The sequence below is a fragment of the Micromonospora cynarisoli genome (assembly GCF_030518815.1).
Lineage (GTDB): Bacteria > Actinomycetota > Actinomycetes > Mycobacteriales > Micromonosporaceae > Micromonospora > Micromonospora wenchangensis.
The window spans coordinates 4,115,485-4,139,237 of record NZ_CP130426.1 but is presented as its reverse complement, the minus strand read 5'-3'; the positions used below and the strand labels follow the sequence as shown (position 1 = coordinate 4,139,237).

Annotated in this window: 22 protein-coding genes and 2 pseudogenes; 17 read left to right on the top strand and 7 right to left on the bottom strand. The window is 72.9% G+C overall.

Translation table 11 applies throughout. The annotated features are described in order from the left end of the window. Nucleotide 1 precedes the first annotated feature (1 nt). Together Q2K16_RS33260 and Q2K16_RS33255 are read left to right on the top strand one after the other, a co-directional pair. Nucleotides 2-190, top strand: a pseudogene (locus Q2K16_RS33260) (tetratricopeptide repeat protein); the annotation flags it as partial. 351 nt (nt 191-541) lie between these two features. Then, nucleotides 542-1,336 (top strand): annotated as a pseudogene (locus tag Q2K16_RS33255) (tetratricopeptide repeat protein); the annotation flags it as partial. Between the two features lie 93 nt (nt 1,337-1,429). Here Q2K16_RS33255 and Q2K16_RS17705 read toward each other — a convergent pair. After that, nucleotides 1,430-2,611, bottom strand: coding sequence for a homogentisate 1,2-dioxygenase (locus Q2K16_RS17705; RefSeq protein WP_302738702.1), 1,182 nt, complete (start codon nt 2,609-2,611; stop codon nt 1,430-1,432). 95 nt (nt 2,612-2,706) lie between these two features. Here Q2K16_RS17705 and Q2K16_RS17700 point away from each other — a divergent pair, with 95 nt between their 5' ends. The 5 genes from Q2K16_RS17700 (at nt 2,707) to Q2K16_RS17680 (ending at nt 7,057) form a co-directional block, all read left to right on the top strand. After that, nucleotides 2,707-3,558: a hypothetical protein gene (locus Q2K16_RS17700; RefSeq protein WP_302738701.1), complete on the top strand. Its 852-nt coding sequence runs from the start codon at nt 2,707-2,709 to the stop codon at nt 3,556-3,558. Continuing rightward, entirely contained in the window at nt 3,555-4,751 is a 1,197-nt protein-coding gene (fahA, locus tag Q2K16_RS17695) for a fumarylacetoacetase (protein ID WP_302738700.1), read from the top strand. Before Q2K16_RS17700 ends, fahA begins: the two co-directional genes overlap by 4 nt. Before the next feature lie 154 nt (nt 4,752-4,905). After that, nucleotides 4,906-5,115 carry a DUF397 domain-containing protein gene (locus tag Q2K16_RS17690; protein ID WP_088643247.1) on the top strand — a complete coding sequence of 70 codons (210 nt, stop codon included), beginning with the start codon at nt 4,906-4,908 and terminating at the stop codon, nt 5,113-5,115. Between the two features lie 108 nt (nt 5,116-5,223). Further along, nucleotides 5,224-5,706, top strand: a complete 483-nt coding sequence (locus Q2K16_RS17685; protein ID WP_302738699.1) for an SRPBCC family protein — start codon at nt 5,224-5,226, stop codon at nt 5,704-5,706. A gap of 103 nt (nt 5,707-5,809) precedes the next feature. Continuing rightward, nucleotides 5,810-7,057, top strand: coding sequence for an outer membrane protein assembly factor BamB family protein (locus Q2K16_RS17680; protein WP_302738698.1), 1,248 nt, complete (start codon nt 5,810-5,812; stop codon nt 7,055-7,057). A gap of 47 nt (nt 7,058-7,104) precedes the next feature. Here the strand turns inward: Q2K16_RS17680 and hisC are convergent, their stop codons facing one another. The 4 genes from hisC to hppD are packed head-to-tail and all read right to left on the bottom strand — an operon-like array spanning nt 7,105 to nt 11,216. Beyond that, the gene (hisC, locus tag Q2K16_RS17675) at nt 7,105-8,208 is read right to left on the bottom strand and encodes a histidinol-phosphate transaminase (protein ID WP_302738697.1); all 1,104 of its coding nucleotides are present in this window, start codon (nt 8,206-8,208) and stop codon (nt 7,105-7,107) included. After that, complete coding sequence (locus Q2K16_RS17670; RefSeq protein ID WP_302738696.1) at nt 8,205-9,230, bottom strand: RDD family protein; 1,026 nt, start codon at nt 9,228-9,230, stop codon at nt 8,205-8,207. The genes hisC and Q2K16_RS17670 overlap by 4 nt, the downstream gene beginning before the upstream one ends. A gap of 40 nt (nt 9,231-9,270) precedes the next feature. Next, nucleotides 9,271-9,999 (bottom strand): RDD family protein, encoded by a 729-nt coding sequence (locus tag Q2K16_RS17665; RefSeq protein WP_302738695.1) that lies wholly within the window; start codon nt 9,997-9,999, stop codon nt 9,271-9,273. Between the two features lie 11 nt (nt 10,000-10,010). Next, nucleotides 10,011-11,216: a 4-hydroxyphenylpyruvate dioxygenase gene (gene hppD / locus Q2K16_RS17660; protein WP_302738694.1), complete on the bottom strand. Its 1,206-nt coding sequence runs from the start codon at nt 11,214-11,216 to the stop codon at nt 10,011-10,013. 140 nt (nt 11,217-11,356) lie between these two features. Here hppD and Q2K16_RS17655 point away from each other — a divergent pair, with 140 nt between their 5' ends. From Q2K16_RS17655 to Q2K16_RS17630, 6 genes are all read left to right on the top strand, one after another. Continuing rightward, entirely contained in the window at nt 11,357-11,845 is a 489-nt protein-coding gene (locus Q2K16_RS17655) for an Lrp/AsnC family transcriptional regulator (protein WP_302738693.1), read from the top strand. A gap of 202 nt (nt 11,846-12,047) precedes the next feature. Further along, complete coding sequence (locus Q2K16_RS17650) at nt 12,048-13,460, top strand: outer membrane protein assembly factor BamB family protein (protein ID WP_302746519.1); 1,413 nt, start codon at nt 12,048-12,050, stop codon at nt 13,458-13,460. 67 nt (nt 13,461-13,527) lie between these two features. Further along, nucleotides 13,528-15,195, top strand: a complete 1,668-nt coding sequence (locus tag Q2K16_RS17645) for a fumarate hydratase (protein ID WP_302738692.1) — start codon at nt 13,528-13,530, stop codon at nt 15,193-15,195. Between the two features lie 100 nt (nt 15,196-15,295). After that, nucleotides 15,296-15,685 (top strand): hypothetical protein, encoded by a 390-nt coding sequence (locus tag Q2K16_RS17640; RefSeq protein WP_302738691.1) that lies wholly within the window; start codon nt 15,296-15,298, stop codon nt 15,683-15,685. Between the two features lie 27 nt (nt 15,686-15,712). Further along, nucleotides 15,713-16,222 (top strand): hypothetical protein, encoded by a 510-nt coding sequence (locus tag Q2K16_RS17635; RefSeq protein WP_302738690.1) that lies wholly within the window; start codon nt 15,713-15,715, stop codon nt 16,220-16,222. 349 nt (nt 16,223-16,571) lie between these two features. Further along, nucleotides 16,572-17,972, top strand: coding sequence for a class II fumarate hydratase (locus Q2K16_RS17630; RefSeq protein ID WP_489671779.1), 1,401 nt, complete (start codon nt 16,572-16,574; stop codon nt 17,970-17,972). Nucleotides 17,973-18,061: 89 nt separating this feature from the next. On the opposite strand, the gene Q2K16_RS17625 is transcribed toward Q2K16_RS17630, so the two are convergent. Next, the gene (locus Q2K16_RS17625) at nt 18,062-18,310 is read right to left on the bottom strand and encodes a hypothetical protein (protein WP_302746518.1); all 249 of its coding nucleotides are present in this window, start codon (nt 18,308-18,310) and stop codon (nt 18,062-18,064) included. 743 nt (nt 18,311-19,053) lie between these two features. Between Q2K16_RS17625 and Q2K16_RS17620 the strand changes: the two genes are divergently transcribed. Further along, the gene (locus Q2K16_RS17620) at nt 19,054-19,635 is read left to right on the top strand and encodes a GNAT family N-acetyltransferase (protein ID WP_302738688.1); all 582 of its coding nucleotides are present in this window, start codon (nt 19,054-19,056) and stop codon (nt 19,633-19,635) included. On the opposite strand, the gene Q2K16_RS17615 is transcribed toward Q2K16_RS17620, so the two are convergent. Then, nucleotides 19,592-20,155: a CGNR zinc finger domain-containing protein gene (locus Q2K16_RS17615; protein WP_302738687.1), complete on the bottom strand. Its 564-nt coding sequence runs from the start codon at nt 20,153-20,155 to the stop codon at nt 19,592-19,594. The two genes, Q2K16_RS17620 and Q2K16_RS17615, sit on opposite strands and share 44 nt — an antisense overlap. 62 nt (nt 20,156-20,217) lie before the next feature. Between Q2K16_RS17615 and Q2K16_RS17610 the strand changes: the two genes are divergently transcribed. The 3 genes from Q2K16_RS17610 to Q2K16_RS17600 all read left to right on the top strand — a co-directional run bounded on the left by Q2K16_RS17610 (nt 20,218) and on the right by Q2K16_RS17600 (nt 23,695). Then, entirely contained in the window at nt 20,218-21,180 is a 963-nt protein-coding gene (locus Q2K16_RS17610) for an EamA family transporter (protein WP_302738686.1), read from the top strand. A 44-nt stretch (nt 21,181-21,224) separates the two neighbouring features. After that, complete coding sequence (locus Q2K16_RS17605) at nt 21,225-21,914, top strand: HAD family hydrolase (RefSeq protein WP_302738685.1); 690 nt, start codon at nt 21,225-21,227, stop codon at nt 21,912-21,914. Between the two features lie 89 nt (nt 21,915-22,003). Next, the gene (locus Q2K16_RS17600) at nt 22,004-23,695 is read left to right on the top strand and encodes a S8 family serine peptidase (RefSeq protein WP_302738684.1); all 1,692 of its coding nucleotides are present in this window, start codon (nt 22,004-22,006) and stop codon (nt 23,693-23,695) included. Nucleotides 23,696-23,753 lie beyond the last annotated feature (58 nt).

Sequence of the window (23,753 nt, the reverse complement as noted above, 5' to 3'; positions counted from 1 at the left end):
GATGACCGACGACGAGTCGCCCCTGGACGGCTACCGGCAGCGGGCCCAGCTCCTGGCCGAACTGGGCCGCCACGACGAGGCCACCGAGGAACTGGGCTTCGCGCTCGCCCTGGCTCCCACCGACCCGGCCGCGTTGACGCTGCTGGCCCGGCTGCATCTGGCCGCCGGCCGCCCCGGCGAGGCGCTCGCCGCCGCCGACGCGGCGATCACCCCACCCCGTTCCGGCCCGGCGCAGCCTCCCACCCCGCCGCAGTTCCTCGGCCCGCCGCTTTCCGACCTGCCGCACCCGCCGGCACCGCCGGGGCCGGCCACGTCGCCGGAATCGGCGGTACCCCCCGGATCGAGGGCTGGCTCGGCTCTCCCGGACGCGCCGCAACCGCCATCGGCACCCCTGGCCGCCGCTGATTCGCCGACAGCCTCGCACCCGCCGGCATCGCCCGGCCAACCCGCACCGCCGATCGGCTCCGACCCGACCGGCACCGGCCCGTCCGGCACCGACTCGACCGGAGCGGTCGGGCCGGCTGGGGCGGCCGGGGCGAGGGTGCCGACGGCTGCGCTGGTCGTCAGGGCGATCGCCCTCGCCGACCTGGGGGAGTACGCCGAGTCGGCGCGTACCGCCGATCGGATTCTGGCGGCCGGGCCGGGTGACGCGTACGCCCAGCGGAGCGCCGCGGCGATCCTGGCCGAGGCGCGCAACGGCCAGCCGGCGCTGAACGCGGCCTGGCGTGGGGTGGAGCTAGCGCCCGACGAGCCGCAGGCGCATCTGGTGCTGGCCCTGGTCGCCGGCCGGCTGGAGTTGTTCGACCTGGCCGAGCGGGCCTACCGGGAGGCGCTGCGGCTCGACCCGGAGCTGGCCGAGGCGCGGCACGACCCGGGGGTGCTGCGGTTGGAACGGCGGCGCTGGGTGCTGGCGCTGGAACAGGTGGCCGCGCTGGCGCCGGTGCAGCCGGCCCGGGCCGAGAAGCTGCCGCTCTGGGCCGGGCTGCGCCGGCTCGTCCTGATCGGTAGCGGCTGGTCGCTGGTGGCCAGCCTGCTGCTCGCGTTCCTGGCGGTGGGCGGGGCGGGGGCGAGCCGGGTGGTGGCGGTGCTGGCGGCGGCCGGTGGCGCGCTGCTGGCCTGGCGGCTGTCCCGGCAGGTGCCCGAGCTGGGCCGGGTGGTGCTGCCGGCGCTGCGCCGGGAGGACCGGGCGTTGGCGTTCGCCGTGTACGCCGTCCCGGCCGGCCCGGCCCTGCTGCTGCTGTTCGCCCTGGTGGGCAGCCCGTGGCCGCTGGCACTCGCGATCGCCTTGGCGGTGCCGTCGACCCTGATCGCCGCCACCCGCGCCGGCGTCTCCTAGCCGCGCGCCCCACCTCTGGTCGACGACGGCTGAGCGACCCGCCGCGCCGGGAAAGCCGCCGCTGAGCCGTGACCGATCAAGGCACCCGGGAGGTCAGGGATGGCGGTTCCAGGTCCAGGCGTAGCCCGGGTCCTCGCACTCGACGGCGGCGTCGCAGAGGTCGAGTGGGCGGAAGGTGTCGACCATGACGGCCAGTTCGTCGAAGAAGTCGACGCCGATCGAGCGTTCCGCCGCACCGGGCTGCGGGCCGTGGGTGAAGCCGGACGGGTGCAGCGAGATCGAGCCCTGCCCGATGCCGGAGCCGCGTCGGGCCTCGTAGTTGCCGCCGGTGTAGAAGAGCATCTCGTCGGAGTCGACGTTGTGGTGGTGGTACGGCACCGGGATCGCGTCCGGGTGGTAGTCGACCTTGCGGGGCACGAACGAGCAGATCACGAAGTTGGGGCCCTGGAAGGTCTGGTGCACCGGTGGTGGCTGGTGCAGGCGGCCGGTGATCGGCTCGAAGTCGTGGATGGAGAACGCCCACGGGTACTGGTGGCCGTCCCAGCCGACCACGTCGAACGGGTGGTGGGCGTAGACGTGCCGGGTCCAGGCGGTGCCGGTGGCCCGGGACCGGTGGCGGACCAGCACCTCGACGTCGGTGCCGTCGACGAGCAGGGGCGTGTCCGGCCCCCGGACGTCCCGCTCGCAGTAGGGGGAGTGTTCCAGGAACTGGCCGCGTACGGACAGGTAGCGCTTGGGCGGGCCGATGTGCCCGGTGGCCTCGATGGTCAGCAGCCGGACCGGGGCGTCGCCGGTGGGCACCAGCCGGTGGACAGTCGAGGTGGGGACCACCACGTAGTCGCCGGCGACCAGGTCGAGCGTGCCGAAGGTGGACTCCAGCCGTAGCGTGCCCGCCTCGACGTAGAGGCACTCGTCGCCTGTGGCGTTGCGGTAGAGCGGGGACGGCCGGTCGGCCAGCACGTACCCGATCCGGACGTCGTCGTTGGCGAGCAGCTGACGCCGGCCGAGCACCGGGTCGGCCCCCGCGCCGTCGAGCTTGTGGGTCTGCAGGTGGCGCGGCTTGAGCGGATGGTTCGGCAGCCGGGTGTACCCGGGCGGGGCGAACTCCTCGGCGGCGACGATCGCGGTCGGCGGGTGCCTGTGGTAGAGCAGGGAAGAGTCGGCGGAGAAGCCCTCCTGGCCCATCAGCTCCTCGGTGTACAGGCTGCCGTCGGGCTGGCGGAACTGGGTGTGCCGCTTGCGGGGCACCTCGCCCACGCGGCGGTAGTACGGCATGTCGCCTCCCGTATTGTCCCGATATCCGGCCGGTGGCGTCCGACAACCGGACGTTGCTGTCCGTTCCTTGACAGCGTCCCGTAGATTCTTGTCTCGTGTCAACGCAGGTCCCCCGCCTCCTCGCCGGACTCGTCGACGACGCCGCCGTCTTCCCGCCCGGCAGCGCGTCGCTGCCCGACGCGATCGCGGCCCACCGCGAACACCGCACCTCCTGGTACGCCGACCTGGTCGGCCCGCTGCTGGTGCCCGCCTCCGCCGTCGGCGCGCTGGACGGCCTGCCCGAGGGCACGGTGACCGGGCTCATCGGCGACACCGGCGTCGCCGGGCTGCCCGCGGCGCTGGGCGGGCTCGCCGCCGCGGGCATCGCCGTCCGCCAGGTCGAGGTGGCCGTCGCCCGACGCGGCGAGGACCCCCAGCCCGGCCTGGCCGCGCTGCGCGGCGTGCTCGCCCGCCACGGTGACCTCGACTGGTACGCCGAACTGCCACTGACCTTCGGGCTCACCGCCGCGCTGGACACCCTCGCCGAGGCCCGCGCGGCCGGCGAACCGGTCGCCGCGAAGTTCCGCACCGGCGGGCTGGCCGCCGAACTCTTCCCCACCCCCGTCGAGTTGGCCGCGGTGATCTGCGCCTGCCGGGACCGGGCGCTGCCGTTCAAGCTGACCGCCGGGCTGCACCACGCGCTGCGCCAGATCGACCCGGAGACCGGCTTCACCCACCACGGCTTCGGCAACGTGCTGGCCGCCACCCTCGCCGCCGCCGCCGACGCCGAGGTGGACGCCGTCGCCGCGCTGCTCGCCGACACCGATCCGCTGCGGGTGGTCGAGCCGGCCCGGGCGGCCCGGGACGACGACCGTCCGCTGTGGATCGGGTTCGGCTCGTGCAGCGTGCGGGAACCACTTACCGATCTGATCCGGCTGGGGCTGGTGAACGGGGGATTCGACCGATGAGCTGGGTGACGGGCGCGGACGGCTCGCCGTACGGGGTGACCAACCTGCCGTACGGGGTGTTCCGGCACGACGGGCGGCCACCCCGGATCGGCGTACGCGTCGCCGACCTGGTGCTCGACCTGACGGGGGCGGAGGAGGCCGGGCTGGTCCTCGCCGCCGGGGCGATGCGCCGGCCCACCCTCAACGACTTCATGGCGCTCGGCCGTCCACAGTGGACCTCGGTCCGGCAGCGCATCGTCGAGCTGCTCACCGACCCGGCGCACCGGGCCGCCGTCGAGCCGCTGCTGCTGCCGCTGGCCGCCGTCGAGCTGCTGCTGCCGTTCGCGGTGGCCGACTACGTCGACTTCTACTCCTCCGAACACCACGCCGGCAACGTCGGGCAGATCTTCCGCCCCGGCCAGCCGCCGCTGCTGCCGAACTGGAAGCACCTGCCGATCGGCTACCACGGCCGGGCCGGCACGGTGGTGGTCTCCGGCACCCCGGTCGTCCGCCCGAGCGGGCAGCGCGCCACCGGCGAGGGTCCCACCGTCGGCCCGTCGGTACGCCTCGACATCGAGGCCGAGGTGGGCTTCGTGGTCGGCGTGCCGAGCGGGCTCGGCGACCGGGTCACCACCGGCGACTTCGCCGACCACGTCTTCGGGGTGGTGCTGGTCAACGACTGGTCGGCCCGGGACATCCAGGCCTGGGAGTACCAGCCGCTCGGGCCGTTCCTCGGCAAGTCCTTCGCCACCTCCGTCTCCGCCTGGGTGACCCCGCTGGACGCCCTGGCCGACGCGTTCGTGCCGGCCCCGCAGCAGGACCCGCCGGTGCAGGACTACCTGCGCCAGACCCCGCACCTGGGCCTCGACCTGCGGCTTTCGGTCGAGTGGAACGGTGAGCGGGTCACCGAGCCGCCGTTCGCCGGCATGTACTGGACCCCCGCCCAGCAGTTGGCCCACCTCACCGTCAACGGCGCGTCCCTGCGGACCGGCGACCTGTACGCCTCGGGCACCGTCTCCGGCCCCGAGCGTGGCCAGGTGGGCTCGTTCCTGGAACTCACCTGGGGCGGGGCCGAACCGGTCACCGTCGGCGGGGACACCCGTACGTTCCTCGCCGACGGCGACACCGTCACCCTGCGGGCCACCGCGCCCGGCCCGGACGGCTCCACCATCGCCCTCGGCGAGGTCACCGGACGCATCCTGCCCGCCCGCTGAGCCGACGCCTGACGGTCGCACCGGCTGTCCGACCGTCAGGCACTCCTGCCGCGTTTCTCCCACCGGATTCCGCCGTACGCCCCGCGCCGCCGTCTCCCGTCGGCGGCGCGGGGCGCGTCGGCGTGGCACGTCCCAGTGGAGAGGAGGTACGAGCATGAACGATCTCGTCGGCGCGGTGTGGCGCACCAGTAGCCGCTCGAACGACCAGGGGCTCTGTGTGGAGGTGGCGGACAACCTCGTCCGCACCCGGGCCGTGGTCGGGGTACGCGACTCCAAGGACCCGTCGGGCCCGGCCCTGGTCATCGGCCCACCGGGGTGGACGGCGTTCGTCGATGCCGTCCGGCAGGGGACCTTCCGCCCCTGACCGCCCCCGTCACCGGCGTCCCACCCGGGACGCCGGTGACGGAAATTTCACCGTACGGCCTCCCGTCGGTCGCTCACCCGCCGTACGGTGGACGACACGGGAGGTGCCATGTCGACGGTTGCGGTCACCGCTGTCATCGAGGCGTCGGCCGTCGACGTGTGGGAACTCCTGACCGACCTGCCCGTCCGGGCCGACTGGCTCTGCACGGTCAGCGCCGCCGAACTGCTCACCTCCGGGCCGTTCGGTCCGGGCACCGCGTGGCGGGAGACCCGTACCCGCCCGGACGGCGGCGACCAGGCGGAGGAGTTCCTCGTGCTGGCCGCCGAGCCACCGCACCGGCTGGTGCTCGCCTCCCCGGGCATCGGGGTCGACTACCGGATCACCTGGACCCTGCGCGCCGTCCGCCGTCGTCGCCGCGCCTGCACCGCCGTCACGGTCGAACACCGTGCCCTCCCGACCGCCCCGTCCGGGCGGGTGATGGCGCTGCTCTTCGGCGGCCTGGCCGCCCGGACGGTCGAGGGTGCGATCCGGCACGACCTGACCGCCCTGGCCGCCACCGTGCGCACCACCGGCCGGGCCACCGCCGCCTGATCCGCGTCCGGGCACCGGCGGCCCGACTTCCTTCGCGCGACGCGACGTGACCTGACCGGTCCCGAGGGGGAACGCCTGGGTAGGGTGCCGGGCGGAGGTGGGCATGGGATTCCCGAAGGGACGGCGGCGACTCGTGGTCGCGGCCACCACGCTGCTCACCCTCGCGGCGGTCGCCGGCATCGGCTACCGGGTGCTCGCCCCCGCCGAGGTCGTCACGCCCGCCCGGGGCGCACCGCCGCCCGCCGGCACCCCGGCGATCGGGGTGGTGGGTCGGCTGCCGGTCGCGCCGCTGGTGGTGGCGGGGCGGCTGCGGGTCTACGCCGCCGAGCGTCAGCTCTACGCCGACCAGCCCGCCGACAGCCGCAACCGGGTCACCCCGTTCTGGTCGTACCGGCGCTGGCCGGCCACCCTCGACGGGGTGCTGGCAGCCGGTACGACGGTGCTCAGCCGCTGGTCGGACGGGAAGCTGGTGGCCCTGGACGCGCTCACCGGAAGGGTCGCCTGGCGGGCCGACGGGCCGACGCCGAACGCCGTCGCCCCCGCCCGGCGTACCGGAGCGGCCACCGTCTGGGACCCGCGCGGCATCTCCGTCGCCCCCGCCCCCGGCAGCCGGACGGTGCTGGTCGTCTCCGGGCGGGACGGTCTGCGCGGCTACGACCTCGCCGACGGACGGGAGCTGTGGCGGGTCGACGGCGGCCGGGACTGCCGTACCGACCTGGGCACCACCGCCGCCGGGCAGGTCTTCTCCGTCGACTCCTGCGCCGGCCCGATGGTGGTCGAGTTCCGTGCCGTCGCCACGGGCACGGTGGGCACCCGCTGGCGGCCCCCGGACGCACCCGAGCGGTTCACCGTCACCCCGGTCGGCTGCCTCACCCCCCGCTCGCAGTGCCGGGGGCTGCGCACCGACGGCGGTTCCGGTAGCCGGGGCTGGCAGGTCGGCCCGGGTGCGCCGATGGCCGCCCCCGCCCTGGACGCCGCCGACACCACCCTGGTGGGCGAGTTGGCCGTCGGCGACGACGGCGGGGTGCTCAAGGGCCGGGAGGCACGCAGCGGCAGGGACCGCTGGCAGCGCGGTGACCTGGGGCCGGTGACGATCCTCGCCACCGAGGCCGGCCGGCTCCACGTGCTCACCGAACGCCGGGAACTGGTCACCCTCGACCCGGTCACCGGCGCGCAGCGGTCCCGCTTCCCGATGACCCCCGGCCGGGACGGCATCGGCTGGAAACCCGGCCGGGCTTACGCGGCCGGCGGCTACGTCGCGGTGGAACGGTTGCGGGAGCGTGCCGGCCCGGACGACGACGACCAGGCGTACTTCCTGATGGCCGAGCCGGTGGTGCTCGCCGCGACCTGACCCCGCCCGGCCCGACCCGGCCGGCGGGCCGGGGGCCGGGCGACGGTTCAGGACAGGGCGGCCTCCGCCACGGCCAGGAAGGCGTCGTTCTCGGCCGGGGTGCCGATGGTGACCCGGACGCCGTCGCCGGGGAACGGGCGGACGATCACGCCGCGCGCCTCGCAGGCCCGGCCGAACTCCACCGCCCCCTCGCCCAGCGGCAGCCAGACGAAGTTGGCCTGGCTGGACGGCACGTCGGGGACGAACTTGCGCAGCGCCGCGGTGACCCGGTCCCGTTCCGCCACGACCAGCCCGCAGCGGCGTTCCACCTCGTCGGCCTGGGCGAGCGCGGCCAGCGCCCCCGCCTGCGCCGCCATGCTGGTGGAGAACGGGGTGACCACCTTGCGGACCGCGGCGGCGACCTCAGGGGCACCGACCAGCCAGCCGATCCGCAGCCCGGCCAGGCCCCACGCCTTGGACAGGGTGCGCAGCACCACCACGTTGGGCCGGTCGAGGTAGGTCAGGCCGTCGGGCACCTGCGGGTCCGTGACGAACTCCCGGTACGCCTCGTCGATGACGACCAGCACGTCGTCGCCCACGGCGTCGAGGAAACGGTCCAGCTCCGGCTGGTGCACGGCCGTGCCGGTGGGGTTGTTGGGGTTGCAGACCAGCACCATCCGGGTCCGGTCGGTCACCGCCGCCGCCATCGCCGTCAGGTCGTGCCCGTGCCCGGCGTCGTTGGGGACCCGCACGCTGCTCGCGCCGCTGGTCGCCGCGATGATCGGGTACGCCTCGAACGAGCGCCACGAGTAGAGCAGCTCGTCGCCGGGCAGGCAGGTGGCCCGGACCAGGTGCTCGGCCAGCGCCACCGACCCGCAGCCGGTGGCGATCCGGTCCGGGTCCACGCCGTACCGCTCGGCGAGCGCGGCGCGCAGCGCCACCACGCCCATGTCCGGGTAGCGGTGCGACCCGGCGACCGCCTCGGTGACCGCCTCGACCACCCCGGGCAGCGGCCCGTACGGCACCTCGTTGCTGGCCAGCTTGATCGCCTCGGCCAGGCCCAGCTCGCGGGCCAGGTCGGCCGGGCTGCGCCCGGGGACGTAGTTCGGCAGGGCGTCCAGGTCGGCGCGGGTCAGTCGCAGCGGGGGCTGGTGCCGTCCGGTGTCGGTCATGGGGTGTCTCCCGGGGGCTCGGGGTCGGTGCGGTCGGTGGTGGTGTCGGGGTCGTCGGTGGGGGTGTCCGGGTGGTCGGTGCGGGGCACCTGCACCACGACCGTCTGGGCCCGCTTGTCGTGCAGCGCCTGGCGCAGCGGGTGGTCGAACAGCGCGGAGACCGCGTCGACGAACTGGAGCAGCAGGCCGAAGCCGCAGCAGAACCAGAGCAGGGTGGGCATGCCCATGGTGCTCCACCGCCGGGTGGCCCGGCCGAAGCCGAGCGGCTGGTCGGCGTCGACGGGCACCGCCCGGATGCGCAGCAGCCGCTTGCCCAGGGTCTGCCCGCCGGAGGCCATCGTCGGCACCTCGTAGGCGAACCAGAGCGCGGTCGCGATGACCAGGATGGCGATCTGGAGGCCGCCGGCCTGCTCACCGATGACGGGCAGCCCCTCCCGGGAGGAGTCCCCGGCCATCGCCCGACGGACCGCCTCCCGCAGGTAGGGCGCGGTCTCCTCGAAGTACCGCCAGACGAACCAGCCGTTGACCACCGCGTTGAGCCCGAAGACGACCCCGAAGTCGATCAGCCGGGCGAGCAGCCGGGCACCGTAGCCGGCCAGCGGCACGCCGTGCGGCCGGGGTTCCGGTGGACGCCCCGGCCAGGTCGGGTGCGGCCACCCGGGCGGCGGCCCGCCGGGCTGCCCCGCGCCCGGCTGACCGGCCCAGGGCTGCCCGGCCGCCCCGGGCTGGCCCGTGCCCGGCTGGCCTGCGTCGGGTTGCCCGGCCCAGGGCTGGCCCGCCCAGGGTGCGCCGGGCGCGTCAGGCGTGCCGGGCGCGGCCGGGGTCGGCGGGTGCTGGCCGGAGGCCGTGGTGGCCCCGGCGGGGGCGGGCGGCTCGGCGGCGGGCTCCGGCTCGGGCGGGGGCGGGCCGTCGGGCGGGGTGGCGTCGACCGGGATCGGGGCGCCGATCCAGCCCTCGCCGTCCCACCACCGTCGGGTGGTCGGCTCGGCCGGGTCGACGTACCAACCTGGTTGCACGCTCACGGTCTCGCCCTGCGCTGTCCGGTGCGGTCGCTCTGCTCGCTCACCCGGCAACCTTAACGACGATGGTGCCGGCGAACTTGTCGTGGAGGCACTGCTGCCACGGCTTGTCCCAGAGTTGCCACAGCCCGTCGAGGTAGCTGAAGACGGGAATGACCGCCCCGCCGATCTGGTAGGCGGCCCACCGCTTGGCCGCCGCCGTACGGTTCAGCGTGGCGGCCGGGTCGAGCGGCACCACCTGGATCTTCATCACCCGCTTGCCGATGGTCTGCCCGGTCTTGAACATCATCTCGACCTGGTAGACGTAGCTCAGGGCGAACGCCACCACGAAGATCACGCCCTGCAACGCCAGAATCGGAATCAGCAAGTTGGTGAACGGGTCGGAGGTGGGCCGGCCGTCGGCCGTGGTGGTCAGGTCGGGCAGGACCATCCGGAAGAAGACGATGAAGGCCGGCACGATGAAGACCATGCTGGCCGCCCCGACCACCAGCCCGTCGATGAGCAGGGCGAGCAGCCGGTCACCGAAGCTGGCCAGCGGCAGCCCCCGCGGCGACATCCCGGGCGGCGGCATGCCGGGTGCCGGCGGCGGGTACCCGGGCGGCCCGGCGTACGGGCCGGGTCGCGGGTACCCGCCGGGCGGGGCGGCGTAGGGGCCGGGTTGCGGCGGCACGGCGTACCCCTGCGGGTGTGGGCCGGAGGGCGGGGCGAAGCCGCCGGCGGCGGGCCCGGGCCCACCGGCCGGCGGTGTCGGGTAGCTCGGAGGTTGCGTCACGCGAGACAGTGTTACAAATTGCCGCGCGCCTCCTGCTCGCGCTCGATGGCTTCGAACAGCGCCTTGAAGTTGCCCTTGCCGAAACCGAGCGAGCCGTGCCGCTCGATCAGCTCGAAGAAGACCGTCGGCCGGTCCTGCACCGGCTTGGTGAAGATCTGGAGCAGGTAGCCGTCCTCGTCCCGGTCGACCAGGATCTTGCGGGACTTCAGTTCCTCGATCGGCACCCGCACGTTGCCGATCCGGGCCCGCAGCTCGGGGTCGTCGTAGTACGAGTCAGGCGTGTCGAGGAACTCGACGCCTGCCGCCCGCATCGCGTCGACGCTGGCCAGGATGTCGTTGGTGGCGACCGCGATGTGCTGCGCGCCGGGCCCCTGGTAGAACTCCAGGTACTCGTCGATCTGCGACTTCTTGCGGGCCACCGCCGGCTCGTTGAGCGGGAACTTCACCTTCCGGGTGCCGCTGGCGACGACCTTGCTCATCAGCGCCGAGTAGTCGGTGGCGATGTCGTCGCCGATGAACTCCGCCATGTTGGAGAAGCCCATCACCCGCTTGTAGAACTCCACCCACTCGTCCATCCGGCCCAGCTCCACGTTGCCGACCACGTGGTCGACGGCCTGGAAGAAGCGCTTCGGCTGGAGGCCGGCGGCGATCATCGGCTGCCGGTCGACGATCGGGCCCCGGGCCACGAAGCCGGGCAGGAACGGGCCGCTGTAGCGGGACCTGTCGACCAGGCTGTGCCGGGTGTCGCCGTACGCGGCGATGGTGGCCAGCCGGACGGTGCCGTACGTGTCGGTCACGTCGTGCGGCTCGATGAGGCCGGTGGCGCCCTGGGCCACGGCGTGCGCGTACGCGGCGTCCACGTCCGGCACCTCCAGCGCGATGTCACTGACCCCGTCGGAGTGCTTCGCGACGTGGTCGGTGCCGGCCGCGTCGGGGCGGACCGCGCCGGTCAGCACGAACCGGGCGGACCCGCTGGTCAGCACGTACTCGGCGTGGTCCCGGTAGCCCTGCTCGGGCCCCCGGTAGGCCACGCAGGTCATGCCGAACGCGGTGGAGTAGTAGTGCGCGGCCTGCTTGGCGTTGCCGACCAGGAAGTGCACGTGGTCGAGGCCCTTGACCGGGAACGGGTCACGGGTGATGTCGTGGTCGACTGCGCCGACGAGCGTGTCGACGTCGATGTCCTCGGTCGACTGGGGTCGGTCGATCGCCTGGGTCACGGTGGCCTCCCTCGGTTGCGGCCGGCGTCGTGGGCCGGTGGTCCGTCAGCTCTTGCAGGCAGCATCGCGGTGGGCCCGTCCACTGGGCAACACTCACGTATTCCGCTGGTCAGGTTGCGCAATCGGTAGGGTGTGCAGCCATGAACGCTGGACAGGGTGCACAGCTCGACGAGCTGGACGGCAGGCTGGTCCAACTCCTCGCCGACGAACCCCGGATCGGGGTGCTGGAATGCTCCCGCCGGCTCGGGGTGGCCCGGGGCACCGTGCAGGCCCGGCTGGACAAGCTGGTCGACCGGGGGGTGATCGGCGGGTTCGGGCCGGAGATCCGCCCGGCGGCGATCGGGTTCGCGGTGACCAGCTTCGTCACCCTGGAGATCAGCCAGCGGCACGGCCACGACACGGTCACCGCCCACCTGGCGGCGATCCCCGAGGTGCTGGAGGCGCACACCATCACCGGGGCGAGCGACCTGCTCTGCCGGATCGTGGCCCGCTCCAACGCCGACCTGCAACGGGTGATCGACCAGATCGTCTCGTCCGAGGCGATCCGCCGGGCCTCCACGATCATCGCGCTCGCCGAGCAGATCCCGTACCGCACGCTGCCGTTGCTGCGGTCCGCCACCGGAACGTGATCAGTCCAATTGGGCTGATATAGCGGCATCCGAAGGCCCTGTCGGCGCTATATCGGCGATGGTGCGATGCGTCCGATCTGCCCGACGAATGCGCGGCCGGTCGGGGAGAAAGCGGGGCGACACTCCGGCGCGGGGGCGGGGCGGGGAGGTGATCGTCGCTACGGTGTCCGGTGTGAAGGGCCTTGGCGGGGTGCGGGGAGGGCTGCTGCTCGGGCTCGTCATCGTGATCGCGCTCGCCGTCACCGGCGTGTGGAACCCCTTCCCCGGAGTGTGGGACTGGGTCGACCGCAGCGAGCCGATCTCCGAACCGGACGTGCTGTGGCAGCAGCGGGTCGGCGGCACCCCGAAGAGCGTCACGATCGTCGGCGACACCGTCGTGGTCGAGCAGCGTACCCGCACGGAGGTGCGCAGCCTCGCCACCGGCGCGCCGCTGTGGGAACGCAAGGCGGACTGGTCGGCGGTGGCCGGCGGGGACCGCGACGCCGTCGTCGCCGTGGGCAAGCTCCTGGTCAAGGGGTACGAACTGCTCGACCCCACCACCGGGGCGGTACGTCGACGCGACGGCGACGCGGTGGCCGTCTGGACGTACCGGAACATGTTGCTGGACGCCAGGTGCGTGGCCGCCACCGACTGCACGCTGAGCGCCTGGGACCCGCGCGGCACCAGCCCACTGTGGACGGCCTTCCTGCCCGGCGTCAGCAGCGGACTGTTCGCCGACAACCCGGGCCTGCTCGGCACCCGGCGGCTCACCGCGCAGCGGATCGACGAGGGGGTGGCCGGTCCGGAGGCGGTGCCGCCGCTGCTCGGATTCCCGGTCGACGGTCGGGTGCACGTGGTGGACACCGCCACCGGCCGGGTCGTGCAGGACGTCGAACCGGGGCAGGACGAGCGGTTGTCGGTGGTCGGCGGCCGGATGCTCAAGATCCGCGCGGTGTCGGTCGACGGCAGTTGCCAGTACGCCGTCTCGGCCCGTGACCCGGCCACCGGGCAGGAGGTGTGGCGGCGCAGCGGGTTCAACCTGCGGACCGCCGACAGCGCCGGGTGCGCGCAGCGGGAGGACCCGCAGGGGGCGCGCAACGTGCTGATCGGGGTGGCCCCCGACGGGCGGGAGGCCGTTCTCGACGGCTACGACGGCCGGCTGCTGCTGGTGGACGCCGAGGGGGAGAAACTGCTCGCCGTCGACGACAGGTACGCCCTGGTCCGCAGCGCCGACAAGGACTCGGTCATTGCCCGGGAACTGGGCACCGGCAGGGCCCGCTGGAACCGGCCGGCCGGGGCGAAGGCGGGCGCGGCGCTCACCCTGTACGCGGCGGTGCTGACCGGGGACAAGCCGAACCGGCTGGTCGCCGTGGACCCGCGTACCGGCCGGGAACTGGTGGTGTTGCGGACCAGCGCCAACGCGCTCGCCGTCGGGCCCAACGGGATGGTCGTCGGCGAGGGGCGGGAGATCGGGTACGTCCGGTTCGGCGCGGGCTCCGGTGCGCCCCCGCCCGCCGATCCCCCGGCCGGTTCGGACGCCGGCGTCGGGCCCGGCCCGGGGCGCACCGGCGGCGCGCCGGAGCCCGGGGACAGCTGCGGACCGAAGCGGGAACTCTGCGCCGACGGCAACGGGTGAGAGCGGCGTCCCACGACCCACCCGGCGGGTGTCACCGATCGCCCGGTCTGCCCTAGGCTTTTCGGTCATGAGCAGTGCCGCCGCGTTCTCGTACGCCCCCTTGCTGCCGACCGGTCCGGATCAGACCGAATACCGCCTGGTCACCGACGAGGGCGTCGACGTCGTCCACGGCCCGGGGGGCCGCCGTTTCCTGACCGTGGAGCCGGCCGCGCTGACCGCGCTGACCGCCGAGGCGATGCACGACATCGCCCACTTCCTGCGCCCGGCGCACCTGGCCCAACTCCGGTCGATCATCGACGATCCGGCCGCCTCGCCCAACGACCGGTTCGTCGCGCTGGACCTGCTGCGCAACGCCAACATCGCCGCCGGTGGCGTGCTGCCGATGTGCCAGGACACCGGCACCGCCATCGTGATGGGCAAGCGTGGCCGGCACGTGCTCACCGACGGCTCCGACGCCGAGGCGATCTCGCGTGGCGTCTACCAGGCGTACACGCGGCTGAACCTGCGGTACTCGCAGCTCGCCCCGCTGACGATGTGGGACGAGCGGAACACCGGCAGCAACCTGCCCGCCCAGGTGGAGCTGTACGCCGAGGACCCGGACGGGCACCCCGACGCGTACAAGTTCCTCTTCATGGCCAAGGGTGGCGGCTCGGCCAACAAGTCGTACCTCTACCAGGAGACCAAGGCGCTGCTCAACCCGACCCGGATGATGCAGTTCCTGGAGGAGAAGCTGCGGCTGATCGGCACGTCGGCCTGCCCGCCGTACCACCTGGCGATCGTCATCGGCGGCACCTCCGCCGAGTACGCCCTCAAGACCGCCAAGTACGCCTCCGCGAAGTACCTCGACGCGCTGCCCACCTCCGGCTCGATGACCGCGCACGGCTTCCGGGACCTGGAGCTTGAGGCCGAGGTGCTGGAGCTGACCCGTAACTTCGGCATCGGCGCGCAGTTCGGCGGCAGGTACTTCTGCCACGACGTGCGGGTGGTCCGGCTGCCCCGGCACGGGGCGTCCTGCCCGGTGGCGATCGCCGTGTCCTGCTCGGCCGACCGGCAGGCGGTCGCCAAAATCACCCCGTCCGGGGTGTGGCTGGAGCGCCTGGAGACCGACCCGGCGCGCTACCTGCCGGACGTCACCGACGAGACCCTCGACGCCTCGGACGTGGTGCGCGTCGACCTGAACCGGCCGATGGACACCATCCGGGCCGAGCTGTCGAAGTACCCGGTGAAGACCCGGCTGTCGCTGACCGGCCCGCTGGTCGTCGCCCGGGACATCGCCCACGCCAAGATCGCCGAGCGGCTCGACGCCGGTGAGTCGATGCCGCAGTACCTGCGCGACCACGCCGTCTACTACGCCGGCCCGGCCAAGACCCCCGAGGGCTACGCCTCCGGCTCGTTCGGCCCGACCACTGCCGGTCGGATGGACGCGTACGTGGCGAAGTTCCAGGCGGCCGGCGGCTCCCAGGTGATGCTGGCCAAGGGCAACCGGTCCGCCCAGGTGACCCGCTCCTGCCAGCAGCACGGCGGGTTCTACCTCGGCTCGATCGGTGGCCCGGCGGCCCGGCTCGCCCAGGACTGCATCAAGCACGTCGAGGTGCTGGAGTACGCGGAACTGGGCATGGAGGCGGTCTGGAAGATCGAGGTGGAGGACTTCCCCGCGTTCATCGTCGTCGACGACAAGGGCAACGACTTCTTCGCCGAGGTCACCAAGCCCGTGCTGACGGTCGGCCGCCGCTGAGCAACGACACGTGCTGCTCAACTTTCTTATTCGATTTACCTCCTCTCCTGGAGTGTTAGTCTGACCGGGAGATCATGGAGGTTCCTTGCCGCATGTAGACGTGGATGAAGCCACGGACAAGTACCTTGCCTTTGCCGCCAGTATCGCGGGGTTGACCAAAGGGGAGGTGGTGGCACGACTGGTGTTGCAGGCCCAGGCGGCGACCGCTCTGCCCCTCGGTGACGGAGGCAACGAGGAACCCGCTGCCGTACGGGTCTACGCCGACTACGCCGGCCACCGTACCTACGCGTCCTTCGTGCCAGGACCAGGCCGGATCGACATCACCTCTGGTCCGCTGGCCGGGCAGTCCTTCCGGACCCCCAGTCAGGCGGCCCGGGAGATCGTCAAGCACTACAACCCTGAGGTGAGCCCGCATCGGAACGGCTGGAGCTTCTTCTTTCTGGCCGCCACCGGTGCGCCGCTTCAGAGCCTCCGGCACCGGGCAGTGTGAGGCAGCCAGATGGGATCGCGTATCTACGTGGACGAGACCAAGGAGCGAGGGTCCCTGCTCGCGGCGGCCACACTGGACGACTCGCATCTGACGGCTGCTCGGGCCACCGTCGGCCGATTGGTGTTCCGTGGGCAGCGCAGTATCCACTTCTGCAAGGAACGGGACGAGCGGCGGCGACAGATTCTCCGCGCCTTCCGAGATCTTCCTGTGGAGATCGTGATCTACGACGCGACGGCGTATCGGAACGACAAGCCTGCCCGTGACGCATGCCTGCGCGGCCTCGTCGCCGACGCTGCCAAGATGGCAGCCGAGCGGCTGGTACTGGACCTCGATACGTCGTGTCTCGGCTCCGACAGGAGTCTTCTCGGATACGAGTTGGGCTCGGTGGGCCTGGCGGGTCGGCTCCGCTACGACCACCTCAACGCCCACGCGGATCATCTGCTTGCGATCCCGGACGCTGTGGCCTGGTCATGGGCCAAGGGCGGGCAGTGGCGTGCCATGGTCCGGCGCATGGTCGTGGAGGTACGGAAGGTGTGAGCTGCGCCGAATGCGCGAAACCCGGCCCACCCACCGTCCGGAAGGCTGCCGGGTTCACTTCCTGCAGCTAGTGCCACAGGCACTTGCATGCTAACTGACCTGTGAAGGTCCGGCAAGTCGTCTCGACTTGACTCCTCTCGACTCCATTGGTGGCCTCGGGGAGTCCCGCATGTGCCTGGGGCCTATGTCTAAGGCGGAGGTTGTCAGCGGAAGATCGCGCTCGATCCTGGGAAGAGTGGCCTCCGGCGGCACGTGACACCGCTCTTTGCCTGATCGAGCGCGATCTTGCCCGACTGCTTTCTCCCGGGCATTCCTGCAGGTGGCCGTCGGGCGGGGCAGGATGGGACGGGTGACGACTCCAGACGCAGCGGGCTACCGGATCGAACGCGACTCGATGGGCGAGGTGGAGGTGCCCGCCGAGGCGTTGTGGCGGGCGCAGACCCAGCGCGCAGTCCAGAACTTCCCCATCTCGGGCCGGGGCATCGAACCCGCCCAGATCAAGGCGCTGGCCCAGATCAAGGGGGCCGCCGCCCTGGTCAACGGCGAGCTGGGGGTGATCGGCGCGGACGTCGCCGAGGCGATCGCCACCGCCGCCGCGCACGTGGCCGACGGCGGGTACGACGACCAGTTCCCGATCGACGTGTTCCAGACCGGCTCGGGCACCTCGTCGAACATGAACACCAACGAGGTGATCGCCACCCTGGCCACCCGGGAGCTGGGCCGGGACGTGCACCCGAACGACGACGTGAACGCCTCGCAGTCCAGCAACGACGTCTTCCCGTCCTCGATCCACCTGGCCGCCACCCAGTTCGTGGTGGAGGACCTGCTGCCGTCGCTGCGCCACCTGGCGGAGGCGTTGGAGGCGAAGGCGGCCGAGTTCGAGACGGTGGTCAAGGCGGGGCGTACCCACCTGATGGACGCCACCCCGGTCACCCTCGGGCAGGAGTTCGGCGGGTACGCCGCGCAGGTCCGCTACGGCGTCGAGCGGTTGGAGTCGGCGCTGCCCCGGCTGGCCGAGCTGCCGTTGGGCGGCACGGCCGTGGGCACCGGCATCAACACCCCGCTGGGCTTCGCCGGCAGGGTGATCGACAAGCTGCGCGCCTCGACCGGGCTGCCGTTGACCGAGGCCCGTAACCACTTCGAGGCGCAGGGGGCGCGGGACGCGTTGGTCGAGACGTCCGGCCAGCTGCGTACCGTCGCGGTCGGGCTCTACAAGATCGCCAACGACGTACGCTGGATGGGGTCCGGCCCCCGGGCGGGCCTGCGGGAGCTGCGCATCCCCGACCTCCAGCCCGGCTCGTCGATCATGCCGGGCAAGGTCAACCCGGTGGTCGCCGAGGCGGTGCGGCAGGTCTGCGCGCAGGTGATCGGCAACGACGCGGCGGTCGCGTTCGCCGGCAGCCAGGGTGACTTCGAGCTGAACGTGATGCTCCCGGTGATGGGCCGCAACCTGCTCGAATCGATCAAGTTGCTCTCCGCGTCCAGCCGGCTGTTCGCCGACCGCCTGGTGGCCGGCCTGGTCGCGGACGCCGAGGTCTGCCTGGCGTACGCGGAAGGGTCGCCGTCGATCGTCACCCCGCTCAACCGCCACCTCGGGTACGACGAGGCCGCCTCGATCGCCAAGGAGGCGCTGGCGAAGCAGGTCTCCATCCGCGAGGTGGTGATCTCCCGGGGGCACGTCGACTCCGGCAAGCTCACCGAGACCCAGCTCGACGAGGCCCTCGACCTGCTCCGCATGACCCACCCCTGACCGGCCGGCCCTCGCTTGATCGACTCCTGTGGGCCGAGGTAGCGGTGTCAGGCGGATTCGACAGCGCTACATCGGCCCCCGCGAGGGGATCATGGCTCGGCGGGCGGGCGGGTGCGGGGTACCCAGGCGAGGAAGCGGGCGAAGAGGGTCGCCGGGTCGGGGCCGGTGTCGGGAAAGAGCCGGTACAGGTCGGCGACGGCGTCGTGCAGCACCGTGCAGAGGTAGATGTTGAGCGCGACCCGATCGTGGGCGTACTCGGAGACGAGGGTGAGTCGGGCGGCCCCGCAGGGCCACGGCGCGGCGCACACCCGGCACAGCCAGAGCGGGCGCAGCGGCAGGTGAGGGCGCGGATTCGCCGGCCCCGGCCCGCCCCGGCCGCCCGGGTCGGGTGGTCCACCGGTGCGGCGCGGCCCGTCCGGGCCGGCCGCCGCGCTCACCGGCGTCCCCGGTTGGCGCGCCACTCCTGGGCCAGCGTGAGCCAACCGACCCGCCCCACCCTGGGAAACGACACGGTGGAGTCCTCCCAACCGGGCGGGGCCGCCCCGGCGCCCGGTGGCACCTCCGCTCCCGTGTCCCGGGGCGGGGCCGGACAGGCGTCCGGTCCGCTGGCCAGGTAGGGGGCCGGATGAGTATCCGGTCCGCTGGTCGGGGACAGGGACAGGGACGGGGACGGGGTCGGGTGGGTGGCCGGTCGGGTGGACGGGGGAGCGGGCTGGGCGGGTTCGGCCGCTGCGGGGAGCCGGGCGGGTCGGAATCCGCGGGCAAGCCGGTGTCGCCAGGTGAGCCGGGGCATCGCGTCGCCTCCATGGTGGGTCGGCTGGTCGTCTCCCCCGGCGGCGGGACGCCGGCCGGGCAGCGGGCCGTCCCACCGCGACACCGGCCCACCCGGAGGGAGAGCGGCCGATGTCGCACTTCACAGTCTGCTGATGAAACCACTACCGTGTGAAGGGTTGTTGTCGGCTTCCGGTCTTGTCCTGTGTTAGCGGCGTCCCTGGTCGGCGTGGTGTCGGAGTCGATCGTCGGCGCGGTGGAGGACGGGGCCGGATGACCGGTCGACCGGACGACCGGCATGATCCGGGGAGTGACCAGCTCGGACGGGGTGCTGCTGACGACGGCCCGGCTGCGGCTGCGCCGCTTCACCACCGACGACGTGCCGCGACTGGTCGAGTTGGACGGTGACCCGGAGGTGATGCGGTTCCTCACCGGCGGTCGGCCGACCCCGCCGGCCACCGTGCGGGACGAGCAGCTGCCCCGGATTCTCGCCGTCCACGACCGCCACCCGGGGCTGGGCCGGTGGGCGGCCGAGGACGCCATCGACGGTGCCTTCCTGGGGTGGTTCGCGCTCGACCCGTCCGACGACGGCAGCGGGCCGGAGCTGGGTTACCGGCTGCGTCGCGCGGCCTGGGGGCGGGGCCTGGCCACCGAGGGCGCCCGCGCGCTGGTCGACCACGCCTTCACCCTGGCGGGGGTACGCCGGGTGTGGGCGCAGACGATGGCGGTGAACGTGCGTTCCCGGGCGGTGCTGGCGAAGGCCGGCCTGCGGCACGTCCGCACCTTCCACCTCGACTGGGCCGACCCGATCGCCGGATCGGAGCACGGCGAGGTGGAGTACGAGCTGCTCAGGGCCGACTACCGGCCGCCTTGCGGGCCCGGTAGGCGTTGACCGCGACCCGGTTGCCGCAGCCGGCGTCGCAGAACCGGCGGGACCGGTTCTTGGAGAGGTCGACCAGCACGTTGGGGCATTCGGGGTGGGCGCAGTGCCGCAGCCGCCCCAGTTCGTCGCCCCGGACCAGGTCGGCGACGGCCATCGCCGCCTCGACGGCCATCCGGGTGGCCAGCGGGGCGTCCCTGGGCACCGCGTGCACGTGGTACGGCTCGTCGTCGTGCCGGATGAGCTGCGGCAGCGCCCGGGATTCGCGGAGCAGGTCGTTGACCACGGTGACGACGGTGTCCTGGTCGTCGTCCCAGAGTCTGCGCAGCCGGGGGCGCAGGGCGCGGACGGCGTGCAGCTCGGCGTCGGTGTGCTCGTGTCGGCCGGTCCACTGGTTGGTGGTTACGAAACGGTCAAGCGCGGCGATGTCGGGCAGCCCCTCGCCGTCCCGGCCGTCGGTGTTGACCAGGGCTGCGGCGGCGGTCAGCCCGCACTCCGTGTCATGGGCGAAAAGCAACTTGACCCCTGTCATCGGCGACGGCTAGCGTCATCGGCGTAATCCTACTTTGCTGATGTCACGCCGGAGGAGTCCCGATGCCGCACCGATCCACCGCCGGCACCGGCCTGGCACTAGCCCTGCTCTCCGCCGTCACGTTCGCCACCTCCGGCACCTTCGCCCGGTCGCTGATCGAGGCCGGCTGGTCGGCCGAGGCCGTCGTGGTCGCCCGGGTCGGCCTGGCCGCCCTGGCACTGGCCGTCCCCGCCGTGCTCGCGCTGCGCGGCCGGGCCGGGGTGCTGCGCCGCAACCTCGGCCCGGTCACCGTCTTCGGCCTGCTCGGCGTCGCCACCGCCCAGGCATGCTTCTTCAACGCCGTCCGCTACCTGCCGGTCGGGGTGGCCCTGCTGCTGGAGTACCTCGGCATCATCCTCGTGGTCGGCTGGCTGTGGCTGGTGCACGGGCAGCGCCCCCGCCGGCTCACCGTCGCCGGGTCACTCGCCGCCCTGGTCGGCCTCGTCCTCGTGCTCGACCTGACCGGCGCGGGCCGGCTGCACCCGGTAGGCGTGCTCTGGGGCCTCGGCGCGGCCGTCGGGCTGGCCGGCTACTTCGTCCTCGCCGCCCGGGTCGACGCCGACCTGCCCTCGGTCACCATGGCCAGCGGCGGAATGGCCGTCGGCGCGGCCGTGCTCGCCCTGCTCGGCCTGGTCGGGGTGCTGCCGCTGCGGGCCACCTTCGGCGCGGTCGACTTCGCCGGGCAACGCACCAGCTGGCTCGTTCCGATCGTCGGGCTGTCGCTGGTCGCCGCCGTGGTGGCGTACCTGACCGGGATCGCCGCGACGCGCATCCTCGGTGCCCGGCTGTCGTCGTTCGTCGGGCTGACCGAGGTGATGTTCGCGGTGCTCATCGCCTGGCTGGTGCTCGGCGAGCTGCCGGTGCCTGTGCAACTCGCCGGGGGCGTGCTGATCGTCGCCGGGGTGGCCCTGGTCCGCCTCGACGAGCTGCGCGCGGGCCGCACCGAACAGGCGGCGGTCCGGACGGACGAGCCGGCACTGACCTGACCGGCCCGCGTGGCCCCGCCGGACGACGTGAGAAGGTGTCGGACATGCTCAGCGTGGTGGTGTTCGACGCCGACGAGACCCTGATCGACCTGCGCCCGGCGGTCACCGGGGCCCTGGCGGCCGTACTGGAGGAGATGCGTCGCCGGACGCCGGTGGCGGCCGGGGTGACCTTCGCCGAGGTGGAGTCCGACTGGCAGGCGGTGTTCGGGTCGATGACCGCCGCGCCGGTGATGGAGATCCGCCGGGCTGCGCTGGCCCGGTCCCTCGACCGGGCCGGGCTGGTCGGTCAGCTCGACGAGTTCGCCGAACTCTTCTTCGCCCGCCGGTACGCGCTCAGCCACCCGTACCCCGACGCCCTGCCGGCATTGGCCGCGCTGCGGGCCGACTTCACCCTCGGTTACGCCACCAACGGCAACAGCCGCGCCGAACGCTGCGGCCTGCCCGGGGAGTTCGCCTTCGAGCTGTACGCCCACGAGGGCGGCCTGCCCAAGAAGCCCGACCCGGCGTTCTACGCCGCGATCGTCGCCGCCGCCGGTGAGCCGGCGGAACGGATCGCGTACGTCGGCGACTCGATCGCCCACGACGTGCTCGGTCCCCAGCAGGCCGGGATGTGCGGCATCTGGCTCAACCGGCTCGGACTCCCCCTTCCCGCCGGGGTACGCCCCGACGCCGAGGTGGGCGCGCTCACCGAGCTGCCGGCGGCGCTGCGCAGCCTGCAACCGACGAATGCCTGATGCGGGGCCAATTCGGATTTGTATCTGGCGGAATCGTCGCCGGTGCTATGGGATGGCTGCCACGTCCCTCAACGAGAGGATCTGATGTGGTGAGCAAGCGCTTCACCGCCGGAGCCGTCGCGACCGCGGCGGCCCTGGCACTTACGGTGACCGGCCTGACCGTCCCGGCGAACGCCGGGCCGACCACCAGCCGGACGTTCACCGTGGTGGCCGAGGACGGCGTTTCGGCGGACGCGGCGATCGCCGCGATCCGCGCCGCCGGTGGCACCGTCGTGTCCCGTACGGACGACGTCGGTCTCTTCCAGGTCACCAGCGACCGGGCCGACTTCGCCGGCCGGGTCACCGCCGCTTCCGCGCTGGTCGGCGCGGCCGAGCAGCGGGCCATCGGCCGCAAGCCCAAGCTGGACCGGGTCGCGCAGGAGAACCTGCTGACCGAGACCAGGAAGGCGGCCAAGGCGGCGGCCAACGCCAAGGGCAAGAAGCTCGACCCCCTCGACGACAAGCTCTGGGGCCTCACCATGATCGGGGCCGACAAGGCCCGCAAGGTCATGCCTGGCGACAAGCGGGTCACCGTCGGCATCCTGGACACCGGCGTCGACGCCAGCCAGCCCGACCTCGCGCCCAACTTCAACTGGGCGCTGTCGCGCAACTTCGCCCCGGACATCGCCGAGGTCGACGGCCCGTGCGAGGTGCCGAGCTGCCTCGACCCGGTCGGCACCGACGACGGCGGCCACGGCACCCACGTCGCCGGCACCATCGGTGCGGCGGCCAACGGCTTCGGCCTGTCCGGCGTGGCCCCGAACGTCTCGCTGGTGGAGCTCAAGGGCGGCCAGGACTCCGGGTACTTCTTCCTCAACCCGGTCGTCAACGCCCTGGTGCACGCCGGCAAGTCCGGACTCGACGTGGTGAACATGTCGTTCTACGTCGACCCCTGGCTCTACAACTGCACCGCCAACCCGGCCGACTCGCCCGAGTCGCAGGCCGAGCAGCGGGCCGTCATCAAGGCGATGAAGCGGGCCCTGAACTTCGCCCACAACAAGGGCGTCACCCTGGTCGGCTCGCTGGGCAACAACCACGAGGACCTCGGCGCGCCCCGCACCGACGTGTCCAGCCCGGACTACGGCGCCGACCCGTACCCGCGCCCGATCGACAACGAGAGCTGCTGGGACTTCCCGGTGGAGGGCCCGCACGTGATCGGTGTGTCCGCCATCGGCCCGTCCGGCAAGAAGGCCGACTACTCCAACTACGGCACCGAGCAGATCTCGGTCGCCGCGCCGGGTGGCTGGTTCCGCGACGGCTTCGGCACCGACACCTACCGCACCGACGCCAACATGATCCTCTCGACGTACCCGAAGAAGGTGCTCCAGGAGGAGGGGTCGGTCGACGAGAACGGCAACGTCGTGCCGGGCTTCGAGAACTCGGTGTTCAAGCAGTGCACCACCGCCGGTGAGTGCGGCTACTACACCTATCTCCAGGGCACGTCGATGGCGTCGCCGCACGTCAGCGGGGTCGCCGCGCTGATCGTCAGCAAGTGGGGCAAGAAGGAGGGCCGCGACGGTTACGGCCTGGCCCCGGCCAAGGTGGAGCAGCACCTCTACCGGACCGCCACCGAGCACGCCTGCCCGGAGCCGCGTCTGCAGAGCTACGCGAACGAGGGCCGGTCGACCGAGTTCGACGCGTACTGCGCCGGGTCGCTGAACTTCAACGGCTTCTACGGGTACGGCATCGTGGACGCCAACGCGGCGGTCCGCAGCCCGCTCAAGCCGAACGTCACCCCCTGACGCCACGGCCCTGGGAGAGGCCCGGACGACCCCGGTCGTCCGGGCCTCTCCGTGTCCG

Bases quoted from the DNA above. Each gene is read 5' to 3' on its own strand.
- Q2K16_RS17705 (WP_302738702.1), bottom strand. From the start codon at position 2,611: ATGCCGTACTACCGCCGCGTGGGCGAGGTGCCCCGCAAGCGGCACACC.
- fahA (WP_302738700.1), top strand. From the start codon at position 3,555: ATGAGCTGGGTGACGGGCGCGGACGGCTCGCCGTACGGGGTGACCAAC.
- Q2K16_RS17690 (WP_088643247.1), top strand. From the start codon at position 4,906: ATGAACGATCTCGTCGGCGCGGTGTGGCGCACCAGTAGCCGCTCGAAC.
- Q2K16_RS17685 (WP_302738699.1), top strand. From the start codon at position 5,224: ATGTCGACGGTTGCGGTCACCGCTGTCATCGAGGCGTCGGCCGTCGAC.
- Q2K16_RS17680 (WP_302738698.1), top strand. From the start codon at position 5,810: ATGGGATTCCCGAAGGGACGGCGGCGACTCGTGGTCGCGGCCACCACG.
- hisC (WP_302738697.1), bottom strand. From the start codon at position 8,208: ATGACCGACACCGGACGGCACCAGCCCCCGCTGCGACTGACCCGCGCC.
- Q2K16_RS17655 (WP_302738693.1), top strand. From the start codon at position 11,357: ATGAACGCTGGACAGGGTGCACAGCTCGACGAGCTGGACGGCAGGCTG.
- Q2K16_RS17645 (WP_302738692.1), top strand. From the start codon at position 13,528: ATGAGCAGTGCCGCCGCGTTCTCGTACGCCCCCTTGCTGCCGACCGGT.
- Q2K16_RS17615 (WP_302738687.1), bottom strand. From the start codon at position 20,155: ATGACAGGGGTCAAGTTGCTTTTCGCCCATGACACGGAGTGCGGGCTG.
- Q2K16_RS17610 (WP_302738686.1), top strand. From the start codon at position 20,218: ATGCCGCACCGATCCACCGCCGGCACCGGCCTGGCACTAGCCCTGCTC.
- Q2K16_RS17605 (WP_302738685.1), top strand. From the start codon at position 21,225: ATGCTCAGCGTGGTGGTGTTCGACGCCGACGAGACCCTGATCGACCTG.